Origin of the sequence: uncultured Mucilaginibacter sp. (assembly GCF_903913935.1) — a bacterium.
In the GTDB taxonomy this organism is placed as follows: domain Bacteria; phylum Bacteroidota; class Bacteroidia; order Sphingobacteriales; family Sphingobacteriaceae; genus Mucilaginibacter.
On the sequence record NZ_CAIWNH010000328.1, the window covers coordinates 1 to 5858 of the forward strand.

General features: G+C 43.9%; 5 protein-coding genes. All 5 read left to right on the top strand.

What is annotated here, in order from left to right; translation table 11 throughout:
* The coding region (locus QZY09_RS12955) for an L-rhamnose/proton symporter RhaT (RefSeq protein ID WP_295673004.1) at nt 1–701 on the top strand (701 nt) is incomplete at its 5' end.
* 19 nt (nt 702–720) lie between these two features.
* Nucleotides 721–2841: a bifunctional aldolase/short-chain dehydrogenase gene (locus QZY09_RS12960; RefSeq protein ID WP_295673006.1), complete on the top strand. Its 2121-nt coding sequence runs from the start codon at nt 721–723 to the stop codon at nt 2839–2841.
* A gap of 16 nt (nt 2842–2857) precedes the next feature.
* Nucleotides 2858–3172 carry an L-rhamnose mutarotase gene (gene rhaM, locus QZY09_RS12965; RefSeq protein WP_295673009.1) on the top strand — a complete coding sequence of 105 codons (315 nt, stop codon included), beginning with the start codon at nt 2858–2860 and terminating at the stop codon, nt 3170–3172.
* A 17-nt stretch (nt 3173–3189) separates the two neighbouring features.
* Nucleotides 3190–4464 carry a sugar isomerase gene (locus QZY09_RS12970; RefSeq protein ID WP_295673010.1) on the top strand — a complete coding sequence of 425 codons (1275 nt, stop codon included), beginning with the start codon at nt 3190–3192 and terminating at the stop codon, nt 4462–4464.
* A gap of 13 nt (nt 4465–4477) precedes the next feature.
* The coding region (locus QZY09_RS12975; protein WP_295673011.1) for an FGGY family carbohydrate kinase at nt 4478–5858 on the top strand (1381 nt) is incomplete at its 3' end.

Genomic DNA, 5858 nt, shown 5'->3' on the forward strand with positions numbered 1-5858 from the left:
GGGGGCAATTAGTGCTGATAGGGATTTCCGTTTGTGTAATAGGAATAATTATTTGCGGCAAAGCCGGGACGATGAAAGAAAAAGAACTCGCCGCAGGTAAAGCTGACGTTGAAGACAATAAGGATTACCGGTTTGGCCTGGGTATTTTTGTGGCTATTGTGTCGGGGGTATTGAGCGCCTGTTTTAATTTCGGTATCGAAGCCGGTAAAACAATGGCCGACACTGCAAATACGGTTTGGATGGCGGCACACCATGGCCAGGGGAATTTTCTCTATCAAAACAACGTAACCTATGTGGTTATTTTATGGGGCGGGCTCACTACCAATTTTATCTGGTGTATGATCCTGAATGCCCGCAACAAAACATTTGGTAATTATACCGATCCAAAAACGCCACTCTTGAAAAACTATATCTTTTCGGCATTGGCTGGTACAACATGGTTCCTGCAATTCTTTTTTTATGGTATGGGCGAAAGCAGGCTGGGCAATGGCGCCAGTTCGTGGATTTTGCACATGGCCTTTATTATACTGATAGCGAATATGTGGGGGTTGATACTAAACGAATGGAAAGGCGTAAGTAAAAAAGCGCTCGCAACAGTAATTACGGGAATCGCCGTTATTATACTATCAGTGATCATTGTAGGAAAAGGAAATTCAATAAAAGGCGACGAGGTCGCTCAAGTTAAAACAAGTAATAAGTAATAAATCAAAAATTCATATCATGTCTGCCAATACAACACAATATAAACACGTAAGTTATTTATGGGACGATGCCAAAGCTGCGGAATTAGCGGGTGACGAAGTGGGATTGCTGATCTACCGCTCCAATTTATTGGGAGCAGATCTTCGTTTAACCAATTACGGCGGCGGAAACACCTCATGCAAGGTAATGGATAAAGACCCGTTAACAGGGAAAGAAGTTGAAGTAATGTGGATAAAGGGCTCAGGCGGTGATATCGGCACTTTGAAAAAAAGCGGGCTTGCGGCTTTATATGTGGATAGACTGAGAAGTCTGAAAAACGTTTACCGCGGAATAGAATTTGAGGATGAAATGGTGGAATTATTTAACCACAGCATATTCGACCTGAATTCAAAAGCGCCATCAATTGATACGCCGCTGCATGGCTTTTTACCTTTTAAACATATCGACCATTTGCACCCCGACGCGGCTATTGCTATCGCGGCAGCAAAAGATGGTAAGCAAATTACACATGATCTTTTTGACGGGGCGATTGGCTGGGTTGACTGGCAACGTCCTGGATTTGACCTTGGTTTACAATTAAGGGAGTGCCTTGATACCAACCCGGGGATTCGCGGGATCATGCTCGGTTCGCATGGTTTATTTACATGGGGAGATACTGCTTATGAAAGCTACATCAACACCCTTGAAGTTATAGAAAAGTGTGCCGAATACCTTGAACAAAACTACGGCAAAAAGGGGCCGGTATTTGGCGGCACAAAAATCCAAAGCCTCAACGAGGTTGAACGCAAAAAACAAGCGGTAGCGCTTGCACCGGTATTACGCGGGTTTTGCTCCTCAAAAACAAAAATGATCGGTCACTTTACCGATGATCCGCGCGTTTTGGAATACATCAACTCAAACGACCTGCAACGCCTTGCACCTATGGGCACCAGTTGCCCGGATCACTTTTTACGTACCAAGATCAGTCCGCTGGTTTTATCGCTTAAAGCCGGTGACGACCTCTCCGATGTAACAGCGTTAAAAGAAAAATTAGCGCCCGCATTTGAGGATTACCGAAAAATGTACAGCGAATACTACAACACCTGCAAACATGCCAACAGTCCTGCAATTCGCGATGCAAACCCGGTAGTTATTTTATACCCCGGTATAGGCATGTTTACCTTCGCCAAAGACAAGCAAACAGCCCGTGTGGCCGCGGAATTTTATATCAATGCCATCAACGTAATGAAAGGCGCCGAGGCGATCAGCGAATACACATCGCTGCCGCGCCAGGAAGCCTTTGATATTGAGTACTGGCTGCTGGAAGAAGCAAAATTGCAACGCATGCCAAAACCAAAAGCGCTTTCCGGAAGAATTGCCTTAATAACCGGCAGCGCAGGGGGAATCGGGAAAGCCATCGCCAAAAAATTAGTTGAAGAAGGCGCTGTTGTAGTCTTAAATGACATGAATACTGAACGTTTGGAGGCAGCGGGCGAAGAATTCAAAAAGAAGTTCGGCAAGGACGCCTATACTACCGCTATATTAGATGTTACCAATGGCAGCCAGATCCAGGAAGCTATTGCAGCCGCTATTTTAGCCTTCGGCGGAGTTGACCTGATAGTGAACAATGCGGGCTTATCCATCTCCAAGTCAATTGCCGATCACACGGAAAAGGATTGGGATTTGTTGTATGATGTATTGGTAAAAGGCCAGTTCCTGGTTACACAGGCAGCTGTTGCGGTGATGAAGAAGCAGGATATCGGCGGCGACATCATCAACATCGTTAGCAAAAACGCATTGGTAAGCGGCCCCAACAATGCAGGCTATGGCAGTGCGAAAGCCGCACAACTGCATTTAAGCCGGCTGAATGCAGCCGAATTAGGAGCGGATAAGATCAGAGTAAATGTAATCAACCCCGATGCCGTGATCAGCGACAGTAATATCTGGGCAGGCGGCTGGGCCGAAGGAAGGGCAAAAGCCTATGGCATAACCGTAGCAGAATTGCCTGCCTATTATGCAAAACGTACATTGCTAAACGAAGTTATTTTACCTGAAGATATAGCCAACGCCTGCTTTGCCTTAACCGGCGGTTTACTGAATAAATCAACCGGAAATGTAATCAATGTTGACGGCGGCGTATCGGCTGGCTTTGTGAGATAGTTTAGAACTTTTAAATATGGATCGCGTAGCATTTAAAATGAGGTTACTACCCGGGAATGAGGTTGAATATCAAAAACGTCATGATGAAATTTGGCCGGAGTTAACTGCGTTGTTAAAACAGGCAGGCATTTATGAATATTCGATCTTTTTAGACCCGGAAACCAACAGTCTCTTTGGATTTTTAAAAGCTGAAGACACAACTCAACTGGATAGTTTACCTGCTCAGTCCATTATGCAAAAATGGTGGGCCTATATGAGCGATATCATGGTAACCTATCCTGATCATTCGCCCATAAGCCAACCGTTGAAAGAAGTTTTTTATTTACCCTGACTACCAATAAACCAATTATGCAGATAGAAAAATATAAAATAGACGAGATCAACCAGAAGGATTTAACAACGCACAAGCGCCGGTTTGAAGTTGTGGCCGCAGATGTTGCCAATTTGGATACGGTGCTGCAAAAACTGGGCGCGTTTAATATCGCCATACCCAGCTGGGCATTAGGCACAGGTGGCACCCGTTTCGGGCGCTTTTCGGGTGGCGGCGAACCCAGAAACCTGGAAGAAAAAATTGAGGATGTGGGTGTTATTCATGCCTTAAACAGGTCGAGCAATTCTATTTCGCTGCATATTCCATGGGATATTCCTGAAAATGCCGCTTCGATTAAGGCTTTAGCTTCACAAGTTGGGTTGCATTTTGACGCGGTTAATTCCAATACTTTTCAGGATCAGCCCAATCAAAAACTCAGCTATAAATATGGTTCATTGCATCATGTGGATAAAGCGGTGCGCAAACAAGCTATCGAACACAATATCGAAGTAATTAAATACGGGGTTCAGCTTGACTCAAAAGCATTGTCGGTTTGGTTGTCTGATGGTTCAAATTTCCCAGGGCAGCTAAATTTCCGCAAGGCCTTCCAAAACACACATGAAAGTCTGCAGGAAATATACGATGCCCTGCCGGACGACTGGAAAATGTGGATTGAATACAAACCCTATGAACCCAACTTCTATTCTACCACCATCGGCGATTGGGGGCAATCCTATTTGCTGGCTTCTAAATTAGGCGCAAAGGCAAGCACCCTGGTTGACCTTGGCCATCACTTGCAGGGCACCAACATAGAGCAGATCGTATCCATATTGCTGATGGAAGGCAAGCTGGCTGGTTTTCATTTTAACGATTCCAAATATGGTGACGATGATTTAACCGTAGGAAGTATCAATCCTTACCAATTGTTTTTAATATTTAATGAATTGGTAGAAGGCATGGATGCACGCAAAATGAACCACGCTACCGACATCGGATGGATGATTGATGCTTCACACAACGTTAAAGACCCGATCGAAGATCTTTTACAATCGGTACAGGCCATAAAAATAGCGTACGCGCAGGCACTATTGGTTGATAAAAATGCATTGGTAACTGCACAAAACAACAATGACGTAACCACAGCACAGGAAATACTGCAAGCTGCCTACCGGACAGATGTAAGGCCCCTTATTTCCGAAGCAACTCTGCTTGCAGGAGGCGCACTAGATCCTATGGGAACATACAGAAGTTTGAACGTAAGGGCTAATTTGATTAAGGAACGCGGGACGAAAACGGTGGCAACCGGTTTGTAAATTATTGAAAAAGATGAGTGCGATTCCGGTTATAGCCATATTTGATGTTGGAAAAACCAATAAAAAACTATTCCTGTTCAACGAAAATTACGAGATCGTTTTTGAAAAGTCGGCGCGTTTTATTGAGACAGTTGATGAAGATGGTTTCCCTTGCGAGAACCAGGAAATCTTGCGCCTGTCTGTATTCGACTCATTGAGTGAGGTTTTCCAGATGAAAGAATTCCGCGTAAAAGCAGTCAACTTTTCGGCTTATGGCGCAAGTCTTGTTTATATTGATGAAGATGGGCGAACTTTAACGCCTTTGTATAATTACCTAAAACCCTACCCTGAAGAGCTAAGTAATAAATTTTACAAGGCCTATGGTGGTCCGGATAAATTCAGCCTTGAAACGGCTTCACCTGTGTTAGGCAGTTTAAACTCCGGCCTACAGATGTACCGGCTGAAGCGAGAAAAACCCGACCTGTTTAGTAAAGTAAAATACGCCCTGCATTTACCGCAATATCTAAGTTTTTCACTTACCGGCAATGCGTATTCTGACCTGACGAGCATAGGTTGCCATACCGGATTATGGGACTTTCAGAAAAACGGGTACCACGAATGGGTGCAGCATGAGCATATTTCTACGAAACTTGCACCAATCGTTGCGTCTGATGCAGTTTCGCCGGCGCTTTTCCCCGGCAATAATTACAAAGTAGGCATAGGCCTTCATGATAGTTCGGCGGCGCTTATACCCTACCTGATTAATTTCCATGAACCATTTGTGTTAATTTCAACGGGAACCTGGTGTATCAGCCTGAATCCGTTTAACAATTCACCATTGACGGCCGGAGAGCTTAAAAACGATTGTTTAAGCTATCTACAATTCCAGGGCAAGCCGGTTAAGGCATCCAGGCTATTTTCAGGCTTTGAATACGAGCAAATGGTAAAACGTATTGCAGAACATTTTAATGAAGATGAAATTAAGTACCGAAGTATTAACTTTAACCCGGAAATAATTAAACATATCAAAACAAGGCCGGTAGTGTTTCAAAATAGCGACACCATTAGTAAAGAATCTGTTTTTAAGATGCGGGATCTTTCCTATTTTAAAAACGATCTGGAAGCTTACCACCAGTTAATGATTGATATGGTGCAATTACAGGCATTATCCACCAACCTTGTATTAAAAAACTCAGCGGTAAAAAGAATCTTTGTGGACGGTGGTTTTAGTAAAAATAGTATTTATATGAATTTATTAGCTGCAGCATTCCCGCAAATGGAGGTATTTGCCGCCTCAATGGCGCAGGCTTCAGCGGTTGGGGCAGCATTGAGTATCCATCATGAATGGAATAGTAAAACCATCCCCAACGACATTATCGGGTTAAAATATTATTCAACTAATCAAAGTGCTGTGA

Coding starts and splice junctions, on each gene's coding strand:
- QZY09_RS12960 (WP_295673006.1), top strand. CDS start 721: ATGTCTGCCAATACAACACAATATAAACACGTAAGTTATTTATGGGAC.
- QZY09_RS12970 (WP_295673010.1), top strand. CDS start 3,190: ATGCAGATAGAAAAATATAAAATAGACGAGATCAACCAGAAGGATTTA.
- rhaM (WP_295673009.1), top strand. CDS start 2,858: ATGGATCGCGTAGCATTTAAAATGAGGTTACTACCCGGGAATGAGGTT.